The 20,840-nt window shown below is 52.6% G+C and carries 17 protein-coding genes and 1 tRNA gene; 7 read left to right on the forward strand and 11 right to left on the reverse strand.

The features are described from left to right. Positions 1-27: 27 nt before the first annotated feature. Complete coding sequence (creD, locus tag B036_RS0104455) at positions 28-1,443, reverse strand: cell envelope integrity protein CreD (RefSeq protein WP_020567487.1); 1,416 nt, start codon at positions 1,441-1,443, stop codon at positions 28-30. A gap of 360 nt (positions 1,444-1,803) precedes the next feature. Between creD and B036_RS0104460 the strand changes: the two genes are divergently transcribed. Next, the gene (locus B036_RS0104460) at positions 1,804-2,232 is read left to right on the forward strand and encodes an Hsp20/alpha crystallin family protein (RefSeq protein WP_020567488.1); all 429 of its coding nucleotides are present in this window, start codon (positions 1,804-1,806) and stop codon (positions 2,230-2,232) included. An 80-nt stretch (positions 2,233-2,312) separates the two neighbouring features. Here B036_RS0104460 and B036_RS0104465 read toward each other — a convergent pair whose 3' ends face one another. The 7 genes from B036_RS0104465 to ytxJ all read right to left on the reverse strand — a co-directional run bounded on the left by B036_RS0104465 (position 2,313) and on the right by ytxJ (position 9,153). After that, a complete protein-coding gene (locus B036_RS0104465; RefSeq protein WP_020567489.1) occupies positions 2,313-3,209 on the reverse strand; it encodes a winged helix-turn-helix domain-containing protein in 897 nt (298 codons plus the stop codon). A 77-nt stretch (positions 3,210-3,286) separates the two neighbouring features. Beyond that, entirely contained in the window at positions 3,287-4,777 is a 1,491-nt protein-coding gene (locus tag B036_RS0104470) for an ankyrin repeat domain-containing protein (RefSeq protein WP_020567490.1), read from the reverse strand. A gap of 130 nt (positions 4,778-4,907) precedes the next feature. Continuing rightward, a complete protein-coding gene (locus B036_RS28055; protein ID WP_020567491.1) occupies positions 4,908-6,338 on the reverse strand; it encodes a DUF389 domain-containing protein in 1,431 nt (476 codons plus the stop codon). 359 nt (positions 6,339-6,697) lie between these two features. Next, positions 6,698-6,770 (reverse strand) — tRNA-Arg (locus B036_RS0104480). Between the two features lie 117 nt (positions 6,771-6,887). Next, on the reverse strand, positions 6,888-7,961 hold the full coding sequence (gene ribD, locus B036_RS0104485; protein WP_020567492.1) for a bifunctional diaminohydroxyphosphoribosylaminopyrimidine deaminase/5-amino-6-(5-phosphoribosylamino)uracil reductase RibD: 1,074 nt from the start codon (positions 7,959-7,961) through the stop codon (positions 6,888-6,890). A 104-nt stretch (positions 7,962-8,065) separates the two neighbouring features. Continuing rightward, positions 8,066-8,743 carry a tRNA (5-methylaminomethyl-2-thiouridine)(34)-methyltransferase MnmD gene (gene mnmD / locus B036_RS0104490; protein WP_020567493.1) on the reverse strand — a complete coding sequence of 226 codons (678 nt, stop codon included), beginning with the start codon at positions 8,741-8,743 and terminating at the stop codon, positions 8,066-8,068. An 80-nt stretch (positions 8,744-8,823) separates the two neighbouring features. After that, the gene (gene ytxJ, locus B036_RS0104495) at positions 8,824-9,153 is read right to left on the reverse strand and encodes a bacillithiol system redox-active protein YtxJ (protein ID WP_020567494.1); all 330 of its coding nucleotides are present in this window, start codon (positions 9,151-9,153) and stop codon (positions 8,824-8,826) included. Positions 9,154-9,718: 565 nt separating this feature from the next. On the opposite strand from ytxJ, the gene B036_RS0104500 reads away from it, so the two are divergent. Both B036_RS0104500 and B036_RS0104505 read left to right on the forward strand, forming a co-directional pair. Then, complete coding sequence (locus B036_RS0104500; protein WP_020567495.1) at positions 9,719-10,705, forward strand: pyruvate dehydrogenase complex E1 component subunit beta; 987 nt, start codon at positions 9,719-9,721, stop codon at positions 10,703-10,705. Between the two features lie 163 nt (positions 10,706-10,868). Next, positions 10,869-11,957 carry a CgeB family protein gene (locus B036_RS0104505; protein ID WP_020567496.1) on the forward strand — a complete coding sequence of 363 codons (1,089 nt, stop codon included), beginning with the start codon at positions 10,869-10,871 and terminating at the stop codon, positions 11,955-11,957. A gap of 218 nt (positions 11,958-12,175) precedes the next feature. On the opposite strand, the gene B036_RS0104510 is transcribed toward B036_RS0104505, so the two are convergent. From B036_RS0104510 to B036_RS0104520, 3 genes are all read right to left on the reverse strand, one after another. Further along, the gene (locus B036_RS0104510; RefSeq protein ID WP_020567497.1) at positions 12,176-12,568 is read right to left on the reverse strand and encodes an ExbD/TolR family protein; all 393 of its coding nucleotides are present in this window, start codon (positions 12,566-12,568) and stop codon (positions 12,176-12,178) included. Between the two features lie 165 nt (positions 12,569-12,733). Continuing rightward, positions 12,734-13,132 (reverse strand): ExbD/TolR family protein, encoded by a 399-nt coding sequence (locus B036_RS0104515; protein ID WP_020567498.1) that lies wholly within the window; start codon positions 13,130-13,132, stop codon positions 12,734-12,736. Positions 13,133-13,240: 108 nt separating this feature from the next. After that, positions 13,241-13,933, reverse strand: a complete 693-nt coding sequence (locus tag B036_RS0104520; protein WP_020567499.1) for a MotA/TolQ/ExbB proton channel family protein — start codon at positions 13,931-13,933, stop codon at positions 13,241-13,243. A gap of 305 nt (positions 13,934-14,238) precedes the next feature. Between B036_RS0104520 and B036_RS0104525 the strand changes: the two genes are divergently transcribed. The 4 genes from B036_RS0104525 to B036_RS0104540 all read left to right on the forward strand — a co-directional run bounded on the left by B036_RS0104525 (position 14,239) and on the right by B036_RS0104540 (position 20,485). Further along, positions 14,239-17,049: a M4 family metallopeptidase gene (locus B036_RS0104525; protein ID WP_020567500.1), complete on the forward strand. Its 2,811-nt coding sequence runs from the start codon at positions 14,239-14,241 to the stop codon at positions 17,047-17,049. Positions 17,050-17,487: 438 nt separating this feature from the next. Next, complete coding sequence (locus B036_RS31640) at positions 17,488-18,822, forward strand: PAS domain-containing sensor histidine kinase (protein ID WP_020567501.1); 1,335 nt, start codon at positions 17,488-17,490, stop codon at positions 18,820-18,822. A gap of 284 nt (positions 18,823-19,106) precedes the next feature. Next, complete coding sequence (locus B036_RS0104535) at positions 19,107-19,517, forward strand: response regulator (protein ID WP_020567502.1); 411 nt, start codon at positions 19,107-19,109, stop codon at positions 19,515-19,517. A 224-nt stretch (positions 19,518-19,741) separates the two neighbouring features. Then, positions 19,742-20,485, forward strand: a complete 744-nt coding sequence (locus tag B036_RS0104540; RefSeq protein WP_020567503.1) for a LamG domain-containing protein — start codon at positions 19,742-19,744, stop codon at positions 20,483-20,485. Positions 20,486-20,840 lie beyond the last annotated feature (355 nt).

The following is a 20,840-nucleotide window of genomic DNA, read 5'->3' on the forward strand; positions in this document are numbered from 1 at the left end:
TTCCAGATAAACACCTACCTCAAACCACTACGACCGATTAAGCGCATACCAATCAATGTTCCGGGTCAGCCACATGATGGCACCCAAAATGAGCAGTAAGCCAAGGGAGCCGACAAGCAAGGCATAATCCTGTAGTTGCAGCAAGCTGTAGAAGAAGACATAAAGGATAAACAGGATCACCGCCACCATCAGGGTCAGTTTCAGGTTCCGGAGAATGAACCAACTGTACATCGTGATCAGACTGACGATGGCCACACAACTAATCCAGTACGCAGCATCGAAAAGCAGGTGTTCACTAATGGAAAGCAACAACACGTAGAACAAGATGATTGCCGCACCGATCAGTAGGTACTGGATCGGGTGCACCCGCCGCTTGTTCAGCACTTCAATGAAGAAGAAGGTCAGGAAGGTGATGAAGATAAAAAGGATGGCGAAGTTGGTGCTTCGGTAGGTCTTCTTGTATTCGTCGACCGGGAGGAGGAGGCGGAGACCGAACAGGTCGCCGCTTGTAATGTAACCATCAGACGGGTCGACGTAGTTATAGCTATTTATTAGCCCAAGTACCCCACTATTGCTGTACCCTGTGCTGGAACTGGGCACAAAACTCCCCGTCCCTTGCTGCGGATAATTACGGTTCAGTTGCAGTATTTCCCAGTTGGCGGTAAAGCCATTGGCGGTGATCTCCCTGCTTTGCGGTAAGAACCCGCCATCGAAACTTGGGTTCGCCCACCCCCCGGTCATAGTCACCGTAGTGCGTTTGCCAAACGGGCGAAAATAAAGAGCTGAGCTACCATTGAGATCCAGGGCAAAGCTGAAGTCAATTTCCTGTTCCTGGCCGGTAATCGCCACCGGGACACTGGCGCCACTTTGAAATATTTCGTTGGTGACCGTTCCCGGGCCAAGGCTGAGGGGGACATCCCCAAAACGGAGGTCAATCGCTGACTGAACACCGGTCATATCCGAGATTCCGATGGAAAACAACGCATTCTCCCATTGCAGGGAATTTTCCGGGAGGTTCAGCGCCGCCGCGTTGAAGCCATCGAAGTTCCCCCTGATCTGCAATTTGGTATTGTAGAGCACGACGACAAAAATGCCCCGATAACGTTCCTCGGGGTTAAGCTGACCTTGCACATCAATCACATTAGGCAGAAAGTGCGCGTAGCCGCTATTTGACGTACTGGTTTTACCATCGGCACTTAGCTTATCGTAGCTGTATGGCACAGAAATCACTGGCCCGCCAACCATTTGCTCCATCCCCCATTTCGAAGCGACCTCTTCTTGCGCAGCATCCCGTAATCGCTGCCGGTCAGAGATCAGCCCGTCCAGCATCAGTGCCGGAATCATGAGGAACAGGATCATCAATCCAATGATGATCAGTTTCAGGGTGATGGAACGACGGGCCCAGGAATTTAGGCGATCGAAGAAGGAAGGCGAAGTGGACATGGGCGCGCGGTTGAAAGTCCGTCTAAGGTAATACCTTAAGTACGAATAGGAAGTAGGGCGAGGCCGCAGGTGCAAGGAAAAGGCTCAAGGAGCAAGGTCCTGACTGACACTCAAAAACCTGGCGGACGCTCGAGAACCCGACGGACGCTCAAAGGTCCCTGCGGGACGCTTCGAGGTCCGCCGTCAACCCCACATTGCACCTGCGGCCGCGCCACAAAAAAGACATTATGTCATGCTATTTATTCGAAACATGACATTGTGTCGCTAAATATTTGAAGGTTTGCCCCTGGCCCGCCCTTTGCCTAAGTATCCACGTCTGGCAATAATGTCGACGCATCAACCTAACAAAACCGAATCACCATGAATCTCATCAATCACAACCGCCCACTTCCTGCCAACTTCTTCCGCTTTTTCGATGACCACGCGACTAAGGCTGCTGACAGCTACCGCCCCGCCGTCAACATCAGCGAAACGGACGACGCCTTCAACCTCGAACTACTGGCTCCCGGCCGGGCAAAGGAGAATTTCAACATCGCCTTTAACGAAGGCACGTTGGAAATTACTTACACTACGCCCACAGTAGCTGACAATGACGCAACACCCGTTGCGCCCACCTACCGTCGGCGCGAGTTCAAACTGGCCGATTTCACCCGTCGTTTCCAACTGGACGACAAGGTCATCGACACGGAAAGCATTGACGCGACCTACGTTGACGGGGTACTCCGCCTGGCACTGCCTAAGCGTGAAGAAGCCCTGCCTAAAGCTCCCCGCCAAATTGCGGTAGCCTAAGGCCGTAGCAATACGGATCGAAGCAGAAAGTTTTAGACTATTGATAGTTGCCGGTCCGGGGGGAGCCCCGGGCCGGTTTTTTAATTGGTAACAAACGCTTCCTGCAGCGCCTGCCCAATCGCCCTGCTTAAAGCGTCGCGGTTGGTCGCATCGTCATAGGCCTTCACCCAAACGTGCGCACCATCACTGGCCCGGATCACCTCCACCAGGAGTATCTCGGCCCCATCCCTTTCCAGGAATTTGCCGTTCACCAACCCGTCAATCCGGTACTGTTCGATCAGCTGCCGGAAGTTGCCGGAGATAAAATCTGTAGTGGTGGTAGGGCCGATCAATTCATACTGCGCGTCTACTGACTCGTTCAGGTATTCGAGCAGATCAAAGGCGATGCTGTTCCCTACGAAAGGGCTGGCAGCATCCTTTGGCAGGAATGGCATGATGGCGATTCTTGGTTTTGAGGTTATTACGGAGTCAGCCACAGGCCCCATGGCACTAAAATAGAGCAAGGCCAGGAGCACCGCGGTACCTGCTAGGGCCAAAAGTCTCCTACGATTGTTCCGAGTCCTGGGGCTGTCGGATGTTGCGTGGCGAAAGTCGGCAGTTTTTCCAGATGATGATGTTTTCTCAGCCGAGACATCACTTGCCGGTTCATCGTTTAATGGCGCCACCCAACGATACCCCCTTCTTGGGATGGTTTCCACGAAACAGGGGGCTGCGGCACTGTCTTGAAGGGCTGCACGGATTTGCCGGATGCAGAAATGAATACTTCCGTCATAATCGACGTGAACGTCGGGCCAAATAGCAGACCTGATCTGCTCATGGCTCACGATCTCCGGGTAATTATCAAGCAACAGCACCAGCAACTTCGTGGGTTGAGGCGCCAGCCTGCTGCGCCGTTCTTGCTCACTACCCCGGGCGTAGACCAATTCTCCAGCATCTTCGTCAAAGGTGAAACCTCCAAATTTTACCAGGTTATTCATTTGCTAAAGGTACCGGAGTCGGAGAAAAAAAGAACGGAAAACGGTTATAGCTGCTACAAGGCCTGCCACACCACCATTCAATACCCCTCCCTTTTATCCTTTGCGCCGACCGCTGCTTTAGCCCCCTTGCTGCGGAGGAAAGCCGCCACCTTTTCGTCCTTCGTATTTTGCAAGGGCGTCTGGCCCTGACTGGAGAACTTCCGGCCGACCCGGTTCACATCGGCACCATTTTCTACCAGCAATTCCGCCACTTCAAGTTGCCCTCGCATGCAAGCCCAGTGTAAAGCCGTCGTTCCTAAAAAATGTTGCGCTTCCACTTTTGCCCCACGCTCCAACAGCAGGTTCATCATGTCCGCTCCACATTTCCCGATAATTGGGTAAACAAGCAGTGGAAAATCATGGGCTCCACGTTCATGGACTCGGTTAGGGTCCTCGTCGAGCAGCCTTGTGACGGTCGTAACATCATTTTGCATTACGGCAGTTGGCAGGGAGTAGGCCGCCCCGTTTTCCAGCAAGAAACCCACGATTCCTTTATTCCCCATGTGTGCGCCGGCCTCTACTCCGGACTCACTTGTCAGCGTAACACTGTGCGCCAGCCGGGGATCAGCCTTTACCGTTTGCTGTACTGCCTCCAGGTTTCCATGGGACTTTCCCACCAGACTACCCAGCAAATGATACGGCAGGCTACCCAGGTCCGGAGCTAAATAGGGCTTGCCATCTTTATCAAAAGCCGTGCGGGAAGTTGTACAAATCCGGGCAATCTTTTGCTCGTTCCGCAACAGGTCCCAAACATCCTTTTTACCGAAATACTCGGCTACCTGGGCTGCTGTTTTTCCTTTTCGGTTCTTTCGGGTCACATCGGAACCCAACCGAACCAACATTTCCACCAATTCCCAACTCCCCCGTTCGGCGGCGATGTGTAAAGGGGATGCTTCGGCACTGGCGGAAAGATTCGGGTCGGCGTTATTTGACAGCATCGAAGCTGCCGTCAATTCTGCCACGGCCAGGTCCGGATAACGCAAGGCTTTTTCCAGTGGGGAGGAGGTGGCGTCGACAGGAATGGGGGCATTGGGGTCTCCGCCTTTGGCGTATACGCGCCAGATGTCGCTGCCTGCTCCGCCTGCGGCGGCGGCCCACATGGGTGTTCCTCCCATGGCGTGTCCATTGTTCATGCGCCGCTCCGTTGCGGCGGATGGCTCACCGAGCAGCGTCGTGTATTGCTCCCAGTCTCTGGCCAACAGGGCTTCATGCAGATCCGGCTCATATCCAGCTTCCCGTAAAAAAACACCCAAATCACTATGGCCGGCCAGTAAGGCCAGTGTAAATCCGGTTCTGCCCGTTTTATCCTTGGCAGTAAGTAGTCCGGCATCTGTGGCCAACAAATTCCGGACCTGCTCCAGGTTGCCTTGGTGGCAAGCCTTCAGGAACTGCTTAACGCCTGAACTAGTGTTTACGGCGAACGGATCTGCACCGATAAGGGTGGAAGAATAAGCCAATGCTGCACTTACAACAGCATATTTGATAAAATTTCGCCGGGTATCCCGGTTAAGTCTGTTGTCGTTTTTCATAGCCTCAAGATAAGGGGAGGCCTACCCAAACCCTGTGCTAAGCGGCCTGAGAAAAGGCTTAGAAAAGGCTTTGGTCCCTTGATAACCGGACAACTAGACAACCGGACAACCCGATAACTAGACACCCCACCTACATCCCCTCCACCACCAGCACCAGGGAATCGGGCTTAATAAGGATCTCCAGCATTTTCCGTATTTCCTCCCGTTCTTCACGCGTTTTTGTGGTTGTTAGCCGGGGTCCTTGCCGACTGCGCTGTACGGCGACCAGGGTGTACCCTCCCGTTGAGTCCGCCGCAGGCACATTGGCGAAGTAGACCTCTTCTATATCAGAAAATTGCTCAATCAAGGTCTGACGCGAAAGGTCGAATCTTACGGAATCACTGAATGATTCCACAATTTTGCGGTTGATTTGCTGCTGGCTAGATTCAATTTTAAGAAGCCTTGTTTCAAGCCTGTCAATATTATCCGTCAGTCCTCCCATTTTATCCAATCTCCCCTGAATACCTGCAAGGGTAGAGACGGTAATGCCGTCAGTGTTGGTACGAATGTCATAAATATTGAGCTTGAAGGAGTCCCGGAGGATGTTGGTGTAGTATTTGACGGTATCACGGTTCAAAAATATATTTTTTCCGGGATAAACCAGGATCAGACTATCCTTGTGTTCGTCGATGTAACTATAATCGAACTTACTTTCTTCGAAATATTTTTCTGTAAATGCTTTGGCCGCGTTCTTGTTCCTGACTTTGGAATAAACGTCCACGGTCACATAAATGCCGGGCAAAAGCATCAGGACACTTACCAGGCCGATGATAAGCTGGCTGCGCCGTTTCTCTTTGGCGTTGACGTAAGTCCGGTAAGGGAAACGCAATAATCGAATGATGATATAAGCCGTGATGGCAATGAAAAAAGAGTTGAGAAAAAAGAGGTAACCTGCCCGCCAAAAGATGGAGAGCCCTTTACCGGCATCCCCCGTGAAATACTCCACAATACCATAACCGGCAACGCAAAGTGGCGGCATCAGGGCGGTGGCAATGGCCACCCCCGGAATTGCGTTGGTCTTGTCTAAACGAGTAATGGAGATAATGCCCGCCAGGCCGCCAAAGACGGCCACCATTCCGTCCAGAATGGTAGGGGCAGTACGGGCCTGAATTTCGGGAGTGAATTCGCTGATGGGCGTAATCGCAAAATAAACTATACTTGTGATCAGTGCGATGACGATGGCGATACCAAAGTTCTTCAGGGCTTGCCACAGCATATCCCGGTCATTGGTCCCAATACCCAGCCCAACTCCAAGAATCGGGTTCATCAGCGGGGAGATCAACATGGCCCCGATGATGACGGCACCGGAGTTGAGGTTCAGCCCCAGACTGGCGATCATTATTGAGCAGACCAACATCCAGGCGTTGGACCCCCGCATTAATTTGCCGCTAACGATTGACTGGACCGCACCGGCCCGGTCACTCCCTTCCCGCAGGTCGAAAAAATCATTAAACCATTCGCGGATGGAATGGCCGGGGGTTGCTTCTCCGGAGATCGGTTTATTTGTTTCTTCTATACTCATTGTGGGCGTCACTCTGGGTTTGGGGAAAGATACGTAGCGAATGGGAGAAGAGAGGAAATGGGGGAAGGGAGGAAGGGGTGAATGGTAGAAGGAGCTGCCGCTGACACCATTCGCTGCGCTTCGCTTGCTCACCTTAGCGTGAGGGGATAATAAGCGTGTGCCAAAAAACCGCCTTCATACGAGCGATAGCGAGCAGATATGTGCGGCAGCTATTCTCTCATTCAATTATTCTCCCATTCGATTATTCCCTTGGGCGCGGCCGCAGGTACAAGGAAAGGTACTTGAGCAAGAGGCAACACCGTTGTAACCCACCATTAATGAAAAATGCCTTAGTCGATGTACATCAACTAAGGCAAAAGTGAGCCCGGCAGGTTTCGAACCTGCGACCGCCAGATTAGAAATCAGGTGCTCTATCCCCTGAGCTACGGGCCCTTAAGAACCGCGAAGGTAAGTCGCGGCGCGAAAGGTTGAGGCATGAGAACGCAAAATTGAGGTGGAAAAGTTTCGTACGGGGTTAGAGGCTAACGTAAACCACTAGTTTCCGGGGATTTAACGGCTAGTGCCAGGTACTGGTGCCATATTTTTGAACACCTCCAGTCGGTCCGTCCCTACCGCTTTTTTTTCGACCAGGGTTGCATCGGCGGGAAGGTGGGGGGCAATCACGCCGCTCCCAAAACGGGCTGTGCCCGTAAAAACACGGGCCTCGTCCCACAAGCCAGTGGTGATAAAGGCATTCAGTAGTGCCGCACCGCCTTCTACGGTAACTTCCCCTACACGTTGCGCCATCAACTTGCCCAGCACCTGCGTCAGCGCCTCCTGATTAAGGTCTTTATCCAAAACCACCACCTCCGCAGCCAACTCAGGTCGCGCGCGGGAAGTAAACACCAATGGTTGCTGACCCGAGCCAGCAAACAGCTTTTCTTTTCCCGTGCATCGGTTCCGCAAATCAACAATTACCGGCTGGGGGGTCGGGCCGGAAAACAGTCGGGTGTTTAGGGAAGGATTATCCTCCACCACCGTACGTCCGCCCACCAGAATGGCCGAAGTATTGGCCCGCCAACGATGGACCAATCGCCGGCTCAGCGGATGAGTGATCCAGTATGCCGCCTTGCGGTCAGCTGGACGAATGAACCCATCCGACGAGCTAGCGAACTTAAGCACAACGTAAGGTCGCTGCAACGTAACCAAAGTATGCCGATGCGCATTCGGAAGTTTCGTGTCTGCGAAATCCGGGTATTCACGCACCGTGATATCGGCTCGCTGCAGAATTCGAACGCTTTCGCCAGCGACCCCGGGAGTAGGGTCACGCTGCGCGAACACCACGGTTTTAATTCCTTCGCGGCGTATTTTATCCGTACACGCTCCGGATCGGCCGGTGATACAACATGGTTCCAGACTGATGTAGAGGGTACTTTCCGGAATCAACAGCCGATCCTCCGGTCGCACACTCGCCAGGCAATTTACTTCTGCATGCCCCTGGCCAGCAATCCGGTGATACCCCTCACCGATGATCCTGTCCTGATGTACCAATACCGATCCTACCCGGGGATTATCCCTTACGCGACCGTCACCCAGCATAGCCAGTTGAGCACAGCGCCTGAGGTATTTTATGTCCTTCTCCAAGTTCGCGGATTTAATAGTGGGTAGTAAAACAACGCAATTTCAACACGCAAAGGTTCATTGCCTGAACTCCTGACGACTATGGACTACCGACGATAAACTACTGACTAAACAACCCTCCCCCGGGTCATCTCACGTTTCCCGGGCGGACCAGGCAGGGCTTCGACCTTGAAGCCGGCATCCCGAAGATCCCGCTTGAACTGGCCTTTGGCGCAGTAAGTCACGAAAACGCCTCCGGGTTGGAGTGCTGCCAGGCAAATTCTCATGGCCTCCTGGGTCCAAAACTCGGGTTGGCTGCGGGGAGCAAAGGCGTCGTAGAAAATCACGTCAAAGGAATGTAAAGGATAAGGCCGGGGCATCACCTTCAGGAAATCCTGGCGAATTTTACGTAAAGAGAAATTTGAGGTTATCGCTACCGAAACCTCCCATTCTGCCGCATGAAGCTCCGTCAGCCAATCCAGGGGAACGCCCATTAGCTCAGGATAATTGATTCCGGCAATATCTTCTTCAGTGACGGGAAACAACTCGAAAGTGGTAAAATTGAACTGTACACCGGGCCAGTTTTCGGCCAGCTGGCGAACGGTAAGTGCGTTGAGACCAGTCCCAAAGCCCATTTCCAAAATCTCGATAACGGTCTGTCCGCTTTCCAGCAACGGCATCAGCCCGTGTTTAAGGAAAACGTGTCGGCTTTCCTGAATGGCCCCATGGGCACTGTGGTAATCCACCCCGAACTGTTGACTTAACAGGGTGTGGCTTCCATCGGCGGTAAGGGAGAGACGACTCATGGTTAGGAACTAGGGAGCTAGGAGCTAGAAACTAAGAGCCAGGAGCTAGTCTTGCTAGCTCCTGGCTCCTAGTTTCTATTCTAAGCTGGGTATAAATCTGCCACTCGAATTTTCAAATGGCTGGCATTATGGGTACACTTACCATCCTCGATCAACAGCGCCTGGGGTGATTGGTGCTGCACGTCAAATTCATCCGCGATGTAATTACTTACTTCACGATAGCGGATCAGGTCAAGGTAATAAGCTTCAACCTGGGTATCATCGAGGTCCCAACTCATTTCCAGCCGGCTTTTGGCCATCGAGCTGATAGAACAGCGGGTGCTGTGCTTAAGGATCAGACAAGGTACTACGCGACTGCGATCAATGATGACATCTATATCATTGATCGATTGAATTTCGTGCCACTTCATATTGCTAATTGTTATTTCGTTGCTTAAATGAGATTTATAGCAACTGAAACACAATCTTGCAGGAATTCGTTGAGTGAGAAATTAGTGGGACAACCTACTCCTCGATTACATGAGCTAAGTGTCGTCATAGCGATAGCGACAAAACCGATAAAGAGGCGAGAATTGGGGACAATACGTTTCATGGAATAATGTATAACTGGGATAATCTAAATCATATTCGGAACCCTTAACGGTTCCGCGTGTTAAGACGATGAACGTGCCAAAAGGTTATTCTGGTGTGTCTTAGCGCCAGTAGTTTCCTAAAGTGTCGGTCTTAGGTTACTTTTGCGGCCGCAAAGGTATAATACTCCCGGGCACTAAACGTGACCGGGAGCGGTTGAAAAAGAAAATAGTTTGTTATTGGGTGTCTTACTGCAGTGAGATCATTTTCTACAAATTTCACCTTCGTTCAATCCAACGCCTTCAGTTCCAGGGCGAGCAGTTTCGACACTGCGGCCCAACAATTTTAACAAGCGGTGGCTTAGGCCACCACAGCATATTTGAACCTTAAAAACAGTTTGCCCCGATGGCTAGAAAACTTGCCCTGCGCGACGCCTTACGCGAAGCGATGATCGAAGAAATGCGCCGAGACGAAGACGTCTTCCTGATGGGAGAAGAAGTAGCGCAATACAATGGTGCCTATAAGGTCAGTAAAGGAATGCTCGATGAATTCGGCCCTCGCCGGGTGATCGACACGCCAATTGCTGAGCTCGGTTTTGCCGGCATCGGGGTAGGAGCTGCGATGAACGGCCTGCGGCCGATCGTGGAATTCATGACCTGGAACTTTGCCATTCTGGCCTTCGACCAGATCGTAAATAACGCCGCCAAGACCCTCAGCCAGAGTGCGGGACAGTTCAACTGTCCGATCGTATTCCGGGGGCCTTCGGGCTCCGCCGGCCAGTTGGCACAGCAGCACAGCCAGATGTTTGAAAGCTGGATGGCGAATACGCCTGGCCTGAAGGTCATCTCCTGTATCCACCCTGCCGATGCGAAAGGACTGCTGAAAAGCGCCATCCGCGACAACGACCCCGTCTGTGTAATGGAGTCTGAGATGCTGTATGGCTACGAAGACGAAGTGCCAGAGGGTGAGTTCCTGGTACCGATTGGCAAAGCAGCCGTTCGCCGTGAAGGAACGGACGTTACCCTGATCTCTTACAACAAGATGATCCTGGTAGCGCTTGAAGCAGCTCAGGAACTGGAGAAGGAAGGCATCAGCGCCGAGGTCATTGACCTCCGTACGATTCGCCCGCTTGACCGCCAGACCATCATCGAGTCCGTAAAGAAGACTAACCGCGCCGTAGTGGTTGACGAAGCCTGGCCGTTTGCCGGCATCAGCTCGGAGATCACCTACGAAATTCAACGCTCTGCGTTCGATTGGCTCGACGCACCGGTCATCCGTGTCAACAGTGCCGACACCAACCTCGGGTACGCCCCTACCCTCGTGGAGGAGTACCTGCCTAACCCGGCGAAGGTGATTCGTGCAGTTAAGGAAGTGATGTACATCAAGAAATAGTCCTTTGGACCATTAATGCTTTGGTCCGTTGGATTAACGGGCCGTTAGTAGCCCGCTCTGGAACTTCGGTTTCGGGGCGGGCTGCTTTTTTTGGCGGGAACGCAGGTGCGAAATAAGGGACGAAAGATTAAAAGACCTAAAGACTAATCCCTACCTTCGTAAAGTGAAATTCGGAACTACTCCATTAGACTTTGTCATCATCGGCCGTTCGATTCTCTCCTCCATTGAGAATCCTACTGCGGAGCTGTATCGTGGACTGATCAACGAACTGGCCCAACGCGGACACCGAACCACCTTTCTGGAGCTGCACGAGCCCGGAAAGAAATATGTTCGTGACATGCTCAAGTCGCCCTACTGTGAAGTATGGACCTACTCCAACACCGATCAATTACTGGAAGAATACAGCTACGCCATCCAGAGTGCTGACGTCATCCTGATGGGCAGCATGGTGCAAGACACCAACCGGATCGCCGAGTGGATTGCCGAAGAAGCCCGCGGCATCACCGTTTACTACGACACGAACCTCAGCGCAACCATCGACCACCTGCAGTGTCGCCAAGACCATGCCGCCTTTTGCCTGTCGGCCGATAACCTGCGCCACTTCAATTTATTCCTTTCCACTACCGGAGGCCCTTTCCTCGAAAACCTCGCCACCACCTACGGCATTGATCAAGCCCGCCCGCTGTACGAAAGCGTAGACCCCTACAGTTTCTACCGCACTGATTCAGAAAAAAACTATGATCTCGGTTTTATCGGAAATTTTAAGCTGGACCGGCAAGAGCTCCTGAACAGTATGCTGCTCGGGCCCGCCCAGCGGACGCCCAACCGCAAATTTTCCCTGACCGGCAGCGGTTACCTCGAATCTGACTGGCCAAAGAACCTCACCTATCTGGAATACCTTCCGGAAACCAATCTGGTGGATTTTTATAACCGCCAACACTGTTCTCTGGTCTTAAGCCGGGCCGATCGTCGGCGAATGGGCTATACGCCAACTCGCCGCCTGCTGGCCGCAGCAGCCTGCGGCGTTCCTGTACTGACTGACCGATGGGACGGCATCGATGAATTCTTCGAACCCCACCGTGAAGTATTCTGCGTTAATGACGAGCAAGATGTACTGGCCGTCCTTTATGGTAAGGAAGAAGGTCACCGCCGCAAAATCGGCGGCGAAGCCCGGAAGCGGATATTGGAACAGCATACTACCAGTCACCGGGCAGAGCAGTTGCTTACTTATTTGGCTGAAATTACAGATTAGACAAAAACTCGCCTAGTTTTTTTCTCGGCAGACGCGCTTCGCGCTTGGTAGTGGGTAGTGCTACCGCGTGGGGATGCTCGCTGCGCTCGTGCGGGCTAAAGTCCCGTTAACGATGGTGCTGAACGAGCGGCAGCGAGCAGAGGGGGTGCGGAGCCTACAAGCGCAGCGTCGTCTACAGGGTCGCAAAGCGGCCGTCTACCGAGCGAGCGAGTTTCCGTCTACTCTTCCGCTGCCAGTACACCGTTAATACTGAGCCGGTTAGCCAGGTCCATTACCGCGACAACACCCTCGATCGGAGCCTTACGGTCAGGAGAGATGAACATAGAATAGCTGCCGCCGGCCTTCTCCGCCAGGGTTCTTTCCAGTGCTTCGACGGTGGTTCGTTTGCCGTTGAAATAGAAAAGGCCGTCGTTATCGATCCGTACGTCGTCCAGTTTCCGGTTGTTCGAAACCTCCGGGGAGTCCGAACGGCCAGGAAGCTTTAGGTTCAGGGCATTAGGAGACACAACGGTGGAGGTGAGCATGAAGAAAATGAGCAACAGAAAGATGATGTCCGTCAGGGAGGACATGTTGAATTCGGCGCTTACTTTACTTCTTTTCTTTAAACCCATTGTTGGACTATTGGTACTGTTGGTCTATTGGTTCGTTGGTCTATTGGTCTTTTCGTTTCTTGGTACTTCCCACATACGAGCGCAGCTAGCAAAGGCGTGTGGCAGCCTACCTTCTACCCTCTACAAGTGACAAAGCGACGTCTGTAGCGTGAGCGGAGCGAACGTCTAGCTACGTGGTTGGGTAGCGATGATGGCCCGGGCCCGTCTGCTGGCCGCCAGCTTCATAATGGGCTGGATGCGATCAAAGGGAACACCAGTTTCAGCCACAATCGTTACCGTAGCTTTATCCTGATCATCTACCTGCGCAAGCGCATCAGAAATGGCCTGGCTGATGGCGGCACCGGTCACGTCAATGTTGTTGACGGAAGTGGCACCATCCTTCTCCAGCTGAACGACGATGTTGGTCGGCGCTACGGTCTGACTATCGGATATCGGCAGTTGAAAAGGCTTGATCTGGACGATGTTCGACGTCAACATAAAGAAAATCAGCAACAGGAAGATGATGTCCGTCAGGGAGGACATATTAAATTCAGCGCTTACTTTACTTCTTTTCTTTAAACCCATGGTTGGAGTTATTGGACTATTGGTGCTGTTGCTCTATTGGTTTGTTGGTATTATTGGCCTTTTGGAGCAGCAGACTATCTGACTCCGTGCCTATCTGGCTCCCGGACTTTACCCCGGTTCCTGGAGCAGGTCCATGAACTCAGTAGTTGTACGTTCGATTTTGTAGACCACCCGGTCAACGGAGGCAACCAGCAGGTTATAGCCAACGAAGGCAAGGATACCGATGAAGAGGCCGGCGGCGGTGGTCAGCAGAGCGGAGTAGATACCGCCCGCAAGCACATCGGGGGTGATGTTCTCCGCCGTGGACATTTCGTAGAAAGCAGAAATCATACCCGTTACCGTACCGAAGAAGCCGATCATTGGCGCAGCACCGGAGATACTGGCCAGGGTGCTCAGCCCTTTTTCAAGGCGGAAGATCTCCAGATTACCAACGTTTTCAACGGCTGCGTCGATGTCCCTAAGGGGTCGACCAATGCGCTGCAAACCTTTATCCACCATTCGGGCAACGGGGCTATCGGTAGTGGCACAAAGTGCACGGGCGTTGGCCATGTTTCCGGAAGATATCTCCATCCGGATCCGATCCATAAAACCCTGGTCTTCACGTCCGGCAGCTTTGATGGTGGTGTAACGCTCTACGAAAATGTAGAGTCCGACAATAAAAAGAACCAGCAGAATACCAACGATGGCGATGGTCAGCATACCAGAATCGAGCAGAACACTCAATAAGTTATCACTTTCGACAACTGGTTCAGTTTGATCCATAGCGAGATCTGGCGTCTGGAAAAGAAAAAGGAAATTCATTAACATCTGGGCGTATTTAGCGAATGCAAAACGAAGCGGTTGCGCTTTTCGTATCTCGATTAGCGTAACGTTTAATTCTCATAGAGGGCTAAAGGTAGGATAATGGACTTAAATTCAGTAGAGAAGTAGGCTCCGTTGACCGTTATTTCAGCCCGTTTCCTAATTGGTCTGCCCCTAATCCGGCCACCTTACGGGTTTAGCACTACCATAGAAAGTATGTTTTCGTAAATTTGATTGGCCAATTCACGTTGCATCTGGCCTTGACATCGACTGATTTGGCGTCCTATTTCCTATTGAACAACACCATGCACCGATTTTCACTCCTATTCTTCCTACTGTTCTGCAGCCTCGCGGCCCCCGGCCAGTCGCGCTCAGCGGCAGGCGATGCCCGGGCAGCCATACAAAGGGCTGGAGCTGAATGGCGTGCAGACGGCAGCGATGGCTACCTTTCGGTCCAACTAACCAAACCAATTAGGTACGCAGCAGGCAACAGTGAGGCAACCGCCGAAGCCTTTATGCAGGAATTTGGTGCGGGGCTGGGCCTTGCCGTGGAGGATTCAATAAATACTTCTGTACTGGTCCACCAGCGCCGTGGTGTCAATGGTGGGCAATACCTTCGGTTCGCCCAACATCGTGAGGGTATTCCGGTGCTGGGCGGCAACTTTACCGTTGCCCTAGACCAGGAAGGCGACGTTACCGGGTTTAACGGCACCCTGCTTTCTCCAACTTCCTTTGCACCTGCGCCAGCGCCCCAAAGTGCTTCCGATCACCACCAACAAGCCAGGCAGGTCCTGCTCGACAAATATCCCCATGCCCTGCAATGGGACGTAACTCCGGGGCAACTTACCTGGACAAGTGCTAACCCCTGGCAACCTGGCCGGGACAATCCAGTTTTTTTGACCAGAGCCTACGAGGTTACCGAACCCGCTGGCTTCCGCGCAGAGCGTGTGTACCTCCGGGTAACCACTGGACAGCTGGTACTTCGCCATCAGTTACATTGTGACCTTGACCGCCGGCTGTACCACCGCAACACGGCCGGCTTCAACTCCGTCTGGCGCGAAGGTGACGCCTTCCCTGGTGACCTCGCGGCCGACGATCAGGAATTATTGGTTGCCACCGAAGAGTTCTATAACCTGTTCCACCGGACTTTCGGCCGTATCAGCTACGATGATAATAACGGGCAGATGCGTGGGGTCACCAACGCCTTCCTGAACAATTGCCCCAACGCCAATGCCGGCGGCAACGTAGTCCGCCACTGTACCGGCGTTGTCTCCGACGACATTGTCGGCCACGAGTGGACTCACAATTACATCCGCTCAATGAATGGCCTGATCTACGCCTTCGAAAGTGGCGCCATCAACGAAGGGTACGCAGATATTTTTGGCGAATGCCTCGACCTGCTCAATAACCGCGGTGACGATACCAACGACCAACTGCCCAGAACCGACTGTGACGATAATAATATGCGCTGGCTGCTCGCCGAAGATGCCACGGCTATAGACACTGCGCTGCGGGACCTTTGGAACCCTGAGTGCAAATTTGACGCATCCAGCCGGGACAGTCCGTATTTCGTTTGTTCAACTGAGCAAGACGATGCCGGCGGGGTACACACTAATTCCGGCCTGGTGAACAAGACATTTGCTTTACTGGCAGACGGCGGCACCGTTAACGGCGTCACCTTTCCCGGCATTGGGCTAACCAAGGCCATGCATATTTTCCACCACGCCAATAACAATTACATCACCCAGGTTACAGATTTCTTTGCCCTGGGGGACATGCTGGTCGTATCTGCCAATGACCTCCTTGGCGTAAACCTTCCAGCGCTTACCCTGCTCTCGCTGCCCGCCATGCTTTCGGACTCGATCATCCGGCCAGCAGACATCCAGCAACTGGAACTGGCCATTTCAGAAACGCAGCTACGGGGTGAAGGCCCGTGCCCGCCCAGCCCTACCCTGGCGCAGGGAGCCCCCGGGAACTGTGCTTCAGCCACGGTTAATGCCTTCGGCATAATCCTGACGCAGAACTGGGAGGACAGTTTACAGGATTGGTCCGTTGTGGAGTTGCCCGAGGTAGATTCCACTTGGGATGCCAAACCCTGGACCATTACTGAAAGCCTTCCCGACGGTCGCCCGGGGCTCGGGGTTTTCGCACCTAATCCACGGTCGGGAGACTGCCTTGATGACCTGGAAAACGGGCAGGTGCATCTTACCAGTCCGACCATATCGCTACCAGTTGAAGAAACGGAGTTCATCCTCTCTTTCGATCACTACTACGTCACTCAGAAGGGTTATGACGGAGGGGTACTTTACCTTTCCCGTAACAACGGTAATTTTGTTGTTGTCTCCATGAATGCCTTTCTGTTCAACGGTTACGATGATCGGTTAGAAGATGAGTTTGGTAACGACAATCCGCTTGCTGGCTTACGGGCTTTTCATGGAAGTGATCAGAACAGCACCTCCGGTACGTGGGGTACCAGCATTGTTGATCTGAACGAAGCGGGAGTCCAGCCCGGCGATGACATCCGCCTTCGTTGGGTAATGGGGCACGATGGTTGTGACGGCAGACTGGGGTGGTACCTGGATGACATCAAGATCGGATATTGCGGAACCTCAGCACTCCCCGTAACCTTTCTGAGTTTTAATGCAAGTGCGGCTAAAACCCACATTGCGTTAGCGTGGCAAACTGCCGACGAGGAACAAAATGATGGTTTCTACGTGGAGCGGCGCGAAGTAGACGCTGCTGCCTACCGGGAGCTCGGCTTCGTTTCGGCGGGAAGAAACCAGTACTCGTTCGATGACCATTTTGCACAGCCGGGCGTAAACTATTATTACCGCTTACGGCAGGTTGATTTTGATGGCTCAGAGCGGTACTCTGATCTGGTTAGTGCCAGGATTGCAATATCCGGCCTGCAAGTCTTCCCTAACCCCGTTTATGGACTTTTGAACGTACGCTCTGGCCATCAGGAAGGCAACGTAATTATTTACAACGCAGCGGGTAAAAAAGTGATGGAAGCAAAGCTAAACGAGGGCGCCGCCAGCTTAAGAACGGGAAGTCTTTCCGGAGGCATTTACTTGCTTCGGGTAGCGGACGCTGTCGTGCGGGTGGTGGTGCGATAATTCAGCAGGCCGGCAGGCTCAATTCTCAGACTGCCCTCCTCCACCATAAACTGTGGAGCGACGATACCATCATGTGGGCGCGCCGATAGTTATCGGGGCAGGTGCAAGCAAATGGACCAACAGGCGATGGATCGGGACGCTATAGTAGCAAGCAACCAATTGTAAGGGGTGTATCCGGCGATCAAATACGGCCGTAACAGGCTGATTCAGGGGGCCAAGGAAGATAATTGCTTGGGTAATTGCCCGTAAAAGCTGCTTATAAAAGTCCCCTGAACGCAAAAAAGCCGCTCCAGTTCACGCCATATACCACCATTTCCCCGATTTCCCCCCCCTTTCCCTAAACGCTTAGTGACTTTCACAATAAAACGCCTTTAAGTTTACTACATTCGTGTATTACTCTCTCTTATTTATTCGGGTTTTATCTGACACACATTTATAATGACGACCTCTCTCACCGGTGATGAGAAGGATGACCTTATTAGAAGTCTAACAAGACAACTGAAGGTCTCCCACGCCGAATCAAACCTACATTTAGCGGAAGTCCGCCGCTTCAACTTCATTGTTTCAGAAATCACTGAGGCCGCCGAGGGTGGCATCTTTGTCCGACAAAACGTCGGGGGTGATTACATGTACATCTCTGAACAGCTGGCCGAAATACTTGGCTATGGCGACGTGGGCATGCCACCTTCTTACCGACAATTCCTGGAGCAAATCCACCCGGAAGACCTCAACCGCGCGTTGGAGTTTGCAGCGATGCGCAAGCCGGTTAAAACTAATGCTGCCTCCCCTGCTTCGGCAACTTCATCAGCGCCTGCCCAGGCAACTATCGGGGCACCTGAAGGTGCTCCTGCTTACCAAAGCGTACTTTCTCTTCCGGACAAGAAACCGATTCCGCTCAATATTTTCACTACCGGTGCCGGTGCTCACCTTGAATTCAGGTACCTCAACCAGGCTGGCGAATACCGCTGGTTCCGGGCAAGTGCCAAACGCTATCAGCCAGACGCCGGACCGGAGCAAATTATCGGGCTGATCATTGACATCAACGACGTAAAATTATTGGAGGCGCAGCGACAGGCCGTCAACGAAGAACTGAAGGCCTTCATGTACAGTGTGGCACATGATCTGCGGGCTCCCGTACGTCACATCGCCAGCTTTGCCGAAGTGATTCGGGAAGAGCCAGACGCTCCGGCTGAGGAACGGGAGCTTTACCTTGGATACGTGGAGCAATCTGCCGACAAGCTGGGTAAAATGATCGATGGCCTGCTGATGCTTAGCCGCAACCAGCGGTATGTTCCGCAGATCGTCCCGGTCAACATCGAAAACTTATTGGAAGAACTGATTCGGAAAACCCGTCAGTCTGAAATGCAGGCACCGGAACTGATCATCGAGCAAGATGCCTTCCCCATTATTCATACGGATGCGGGTCAGATCGAGCAAGTGATTCAGAACCTGCTGTCTAACGCCATCAAGTACTCCAGCACGCAGGAGCGGGCGGTCGTCCGGATCAATTACTATTTGCAGGAATCGCAGCACATCATCAGCTTCTCCGACAACGGTATTGGCTTTGATCCCGCCTATGCGGACAAGCTGTTCAAACTGTTCAGCCGGCTTTACGTTGAGGACGACATTCCAGGAACGGGTGTAGGGCTGGCTTCCGTTCACCGGATCATGCGGAACTTAAATGGGGTCATTGAGGCCGATGGCAAACCAGGTGTTGGGGCAACATTCACCATCCGCTTGCCGGTTAAAGTTGGGGCAACTTCGGCATTTTAACCATTTCAGCTCGATTATAACTAACGTGCGTGTCTTCCTGAAACAGGAAGAAATAAGCCCCGTTATGCCTCCCATAAATCATGTTTCCAGGCCCAAACGGTTAAAAACGGCTTGATTTACCCCAAAATTGCTGATTTGTTTTTCTTGAAGTAGCAGTTTATTATCAATTTCCTTACCTTCCGCCTATTATCATCCCTTGAACTTGCGGCGAGAGGTGGGGAACCGTTTACGCAAGTATGTGTCGCGCTTCCCCCCATCTACCTACCGATTCACAGAAAGCTACAATGACACCTCATCGTGTATTACTAATCGAGGACGACCCTCTCGAGGCGGCGCTGGCGAAGCGAACCCTCCGACAGATCGATAAAACGATAGACGTTATCCGTCTCCGTGATGGAGCACACTTCCTTGAATTCTACAAAAAGAACCGTCCGGTAAAAGGTATCAGCCTGGCCATAATGGACCTGCATATGCCCCGTATTGACGGCTTCGGCGTTCTGAAGGTTCTTCAGGACAACAGTGAACGGACCCCATTCCCCATCATCATGTTTTCCTCCTCTGAAGACAAGGAAGAAATCGAAAATGCCTACACGATGGGGGCTGCTGCCTTCGTCAATAAGCCAGTAATGCCTAAGGCGTACCGGGCGGCATTGGAGCACATCGTTAATTTTTGGCTTACCACTAATAGGAGGTAGCGCCGCAGACGCTGCTTTATAGACAAAAATCGCTTCGCTCATCTTTGTCTAAAAGCACAGCGTCCGGTGATTGTCTGCCTGCTAAAACAGGCCTGTCCGGCTGATGTCCGGGTAAAAAAATAGGTAAGGGAGGGGTTCTCCCAGAGTTTTGTGATCAATCGAGGTTCCTACCGATCTGGCAAGGTCGGGCGAGCTGAATTATTCACTAAGAAACTCCTTGCCTTATGAAAAACGTATTTCCCCCACTACTGCTATTGGCCCTACTTCTTACCCTTGGTTGTGGTGACGATGACGGTGGTATCATAGATCCACCAATGGAAGAACCGGAACCCTCCTCTCTGGGTATTGGCGTTTTGTTCCACGTTCCGTTCTCCGGGAATGCTGACGACATCTCCTCCGTTGGTCTTGCCGGCACCGTAACGGGTGCCACCATCACGACCGACCGCCATGGCGTTGCCAACGAGGCCTATCGTTTCGACGGGGTCGACGACGTCATTAACTACGGCCCCGCTCCCGACCTGGCTTTTGGCGCCAGTACTACCTACACTATGGCTGCCTGGGTAAAACTCGAAGATCGGGGAGATGCCTCGAGGAATACGATCATCAGTAAATTTAATGGCGGTGTAGCTGCGGGTTGGTACCTCGCCGTTAATGCGGACGAAGAAATCCAGGCCTATCGCAACGTCGTCCCCTGGTCCGTATCAGGAACTGCCGCCGTTCCGTACAATGAGTATGTTCACGTAGCCGTAAGTTATGATGGTGCGAACCTTTCGGTATGGCTTAATGGAGAATTAGATGGCACCATCGCTTTTGGCGGACACCCTACCGATACAGCAACCGACGTCCTGATCGGTGGCGTATTTAGCCAGAACAACGTGGTTCCTTTGCTAAAGGGGGTAGTAGATGAAATAAGGATCTACAACCGGGTATTAACCGATACTGAACTTACCTGGCTGGCTACCCACTAGTGGTCTGACCAAGTCAGCTACCGGAGACTCAGGAATTACCTTGATTGACCCATGCCCTGCCCGTTCAGAAACCCAGAATGGGTTGGGGTGTGGGGTCTTTCGGGATACGCCCGAAGTAAACGGTGCTGCGCACTTTGGTAGAGGATAGGCTTAGGCTACCGCATGGGGATGCTCACTACGTTCGTTCGCAGTGAATTCCGCGTAACCAGCACTTCACCACGAGCGAAGCGAGCGGCCATTTGCGGTAGCCTACAAGACCATAAGACTACCAGACCACAAGACTACCAAGCCTGTCCGGTAGATGTCCGCCCCCATTTTTTGCACTTAAACGCCTGACAGCCCCACATTTACATCA

This window comes from Neolewinella persica DSM 23188, from assembly GCF_000373105.1.
Classification (GTDB): domain Bacteria; phylum Bacteroidota; class Bacteroidia; order Chitinophagales; family Saprospiraceae; genus Neolewinella; species Neolewinella persica.